This window comes from Microbacterium sp. (assembly GCF_047606685.1).
Taxonomy (GTDB): Bacteria; Actinomycetota; Actinomycetes; order Actinomycetales; family Microbacteriaceae; genus Microbacterium.
Genome location: NZ_JASGEC010000028.1, coordinates 1 through 2,793 on the forward strand (window position 1 = coordinate 1; position 2,793 = coordinate 2,793).

3 protein-coding genes are annotated in these 2,793 nt (G+C 71.3%); 1 reads left to right on the forward strand and 2 read right to left on the reverse strand.

Translation table 11 applies throughout. The features are described 5' to 3' along the window. Nucleotides 1-172 precede the first annotated feature (172 nt). Nucleotides 173-478, reverse strand: coding sequence for a chorismate mutase (locus tag QM611_RS03215; protein ID WP_415078460.1), 306 nt, complete (start codon nucleotides 476-478; stop codon nucleotides 173-175). Nucleotides 479-576: 98 nt separating this feature from the next. Between QM611_RS03215 and QM611_RS03220 the strand changes: the two genes are divergently transcribed. Continuing rightward, nucleotides 577-1,740 (forward strand): AI-2E family transporter, encoded by a 1,164-nt coding sequence (locus QM611_RS03220; RefSeq protein WP_415078461.1) that lies wholly within the window; start codon nucleotides 577-579, stop codon nucleotides 1,738-1,740. A 90-nt stretch (nucleotides 1,741-1,830) separates the two neighbouring features. Here the strand turns inward: QM611_RS03220 and QM611_RS03225 are convergent. Continuing rightward, nucleotides 1,831-2,793 (reverse strand): lactonase family protein (locus QM611_RS03225; RefSeq protein WP_415078462.1); only part of this gene is annotated, 963 nt, incomplete at its 5' end.

Below are 2,793 nucleotides of genomic sequence, written 5' to 3' on the forward strand. Positions count from 1 at the left end.
CGCGCCCGCGCCCCGCGCCCGCGCCCCGAAGCCCGCGCTGCGCCCGGCCCCCGGCATCCCGAAACTCACCGCGCACCCCGAAACCCACCCGGCATCCCGAAACCCACCCCACAGGCGTGCGTTTCGACGCCGAAGGGGGGTTTCGGCGCGGAATGTGGATGTCGCGCGGCCCTCAGCGGCCGTCAGCGGCCGCGGTGTGGTGGCGGATCACCTCGCCGACGACGAAGTTGAACCACTTCTCGGCAAACTCGGGATCGAGGTCGGCGTCGATCGCCAACTGGCGCAGCCGTGCGATCTGCTGCTCCTCGCGGGCCGGGTCGGAAGCCGGCATCCCGTGATCGGCCTTGAGCACCCCGACCTGCTGGGTCGCCTTGAAGCGCTCGGCGAGAAGGTGGATGAGGGCCGCGTCGATGTTGTCGATGCTGCCGCGCAACCGCCGCAGCGTGGCCAGCGCGTCGTCGCGGGTCGGTTCGGACATGGCTCCTCCTCGCCTCGACCCTACCGGCCGCGGGGCGCGCGTGAGCTCATCGCCCGGATTGCCCGGCCCAGACGGCGCGACAGGCTTAGAGTGGCTCCATGAGCGACGCCGAGCACACCGCCGCCCCCGCCGACTCGGCGCAGCCAGTTGACGCCGTGGCGCCGCCCGCCGCGCCGGACCCGGCGGCGGTCGCCGGCCGAGCGCCTCGCGCATCCTGGGCCCGCCTGAGCAACCCGTTCGCGGTGGGGTTCAGCCTCACCCTCGGCGGCCTCGTCGCGATCTTGCTCGGCATGGCGATCTCGAACCTGTCGACGGTGATCATCTACGTGGTGTTCGCGCTGTTCGCCGCCCTCGGACTCGACCCGCTTGTACGGCTGCTCGAGAGGCGCAACATCTCCCGCCCGTGGGGAATCGTGACGGTCTACGGCGGCTTCGCGGTGCTGCTGGTGGGCGTGCTGTGGCTCATCATCCCGACCGTGGTCTCGCAGATCGCGCAATTCATTCGCGACGTGCCCGACATGGTCAGCGACTTCCAGTCGTCCGATGTGTTCGCGTGGCTGCAGAGCCACTTCGGCGACATCGCGTCGACCCTGCTCGATCAGGTGCAGACCTTCCTCAGCGACCCGAGCAACATCGCCGCGATCGGCGGCGGCGTCGTGCAGGTCGGCGTCACGATCGGCACCACGATCTCGGGGCTCATCATCATCCTCGTGCTGAGCCTGTACTTCCTCGCGTCGCTTCCCACGATGAAGCACGCGTTCACCCGCCTCGCCCCGGCCCGCAACCGGCCGACCGTCTCGTCGCTCACCGACCAGATCACCAATTCGATCGGCGGCTACCTCGGCGGCATGGTGGTGCTCGCGTCCTGCAACGCCGTGCTCACGCTGATTCTCTACCTCGTGATGGGACTGCCGTTCCCGGTGCTGATGGCAGTGACCGCGTTCTGCATCACGCTCATCCCGCTCGTCGGCTCCGTGCTGTTCTGGGCCGTCGGGTCGCTCGTCGCGCTGTTCAGCAGCCCGGTCGCGGCGCTCGTGTTCGCGATCGCGTACCTCGTGTACATGCAGCTGGAGGCATACGTGCTGACGCCGAAGGTGATGAACCGCACGATCTCGGTGCCTGGCTCACTCGTCGTGATCGGGGCGCTCGTCGGCGGCACGCTGCTCGGGTTGCTCGGCGCGCTTGTCGCCATCCCGGTCACCGCCTCAATCCTGCTCATCATCAAGCAGGTCGTGATCCCCAAGCAAGACGCGAAGGTCTAGCCGGGTCGCCGCTCACTTGCCGCAAATCGCGGCTCGGGATCGCAGAACGCGGCAACTTCAAGCGGGGCAGACCAGTGTGCCGCCCGCGCGTCAGCCCCGCACCGGCAGCAGGCACGACGGCGTCGGCGCCTCGACCGTGTGGCGCACGCGGCCCGGCACCCCGGTGCGCTCGTCGAGAGCGAGGGATGCCACGGAGTCGGATCGCTGCCCGGCCACCAACAGGGTGTCGCGCACGACGACGTGGTGGCGTGGCCAGTCCACTCCCGACTCGACGAGCGCCACCTGCTCGAGCCGCTCGCCCTCGCCGCGCACGCGCAACGTGGCAATCGTGTTCGACCCGCGCAGCCCCGCGTACAGGAACTCCCCGTCGCGCGAGCGGGCGAGCTCCGCCCCCGTGTCGGTCGGGCTCGCCGCGGGCGACGCCGGCACGCCGCCGCGCAGCGTCCACCGACCCGAGGCGTCCGGCGCGAGGATGAACACCTCGCCCGAGAACTCGGTCACGACGTACAGGTGTCCGCTCGGATGCGCCATCATATGCCGAGGGCCGCATCCACGCGGCAGCACGACCTCATGGTCGGGTCGCAGGCCCGCGGATGTCTGGCGCCAGATCCGCACGAGGTCGAACCCGAGGTCGGTGGTGGCCACGCGGCCGTCCGGCAGGAAGGCCGCGGAGTGCGCGCGCGATGTGCGCGCGTCATCCGTCGACATTCCGATCTCGGCATACGGGTCTCGCGCTGCCTCCGCGGCCCGCGACGCGCCGAGCCCGCCGTCGGCGGCCAGCGGCATCCACGCCACCGTGCCGTCGCCCCAGCAGTCAGCCACGAGCGCGCTGCCATCGGGCGCGACCGCCGCGTGGCACACGATCTCGCCCGCGCGCACCGGCTCGCCCAGCGGCTCGAGCGTCGTCTCGCCGCTGCGCCGGAAGGCGCGCACCGTGCCCTCGCCCTCCATGGCGGCGTACACGACGTCGAGCGTCGGGTGCGCGGCCACCCACGAGGGCGATCCCGGCGCGGCGGCGGCGTCGCCGCCGAACGCCAACGGGCCGCCGGCGAG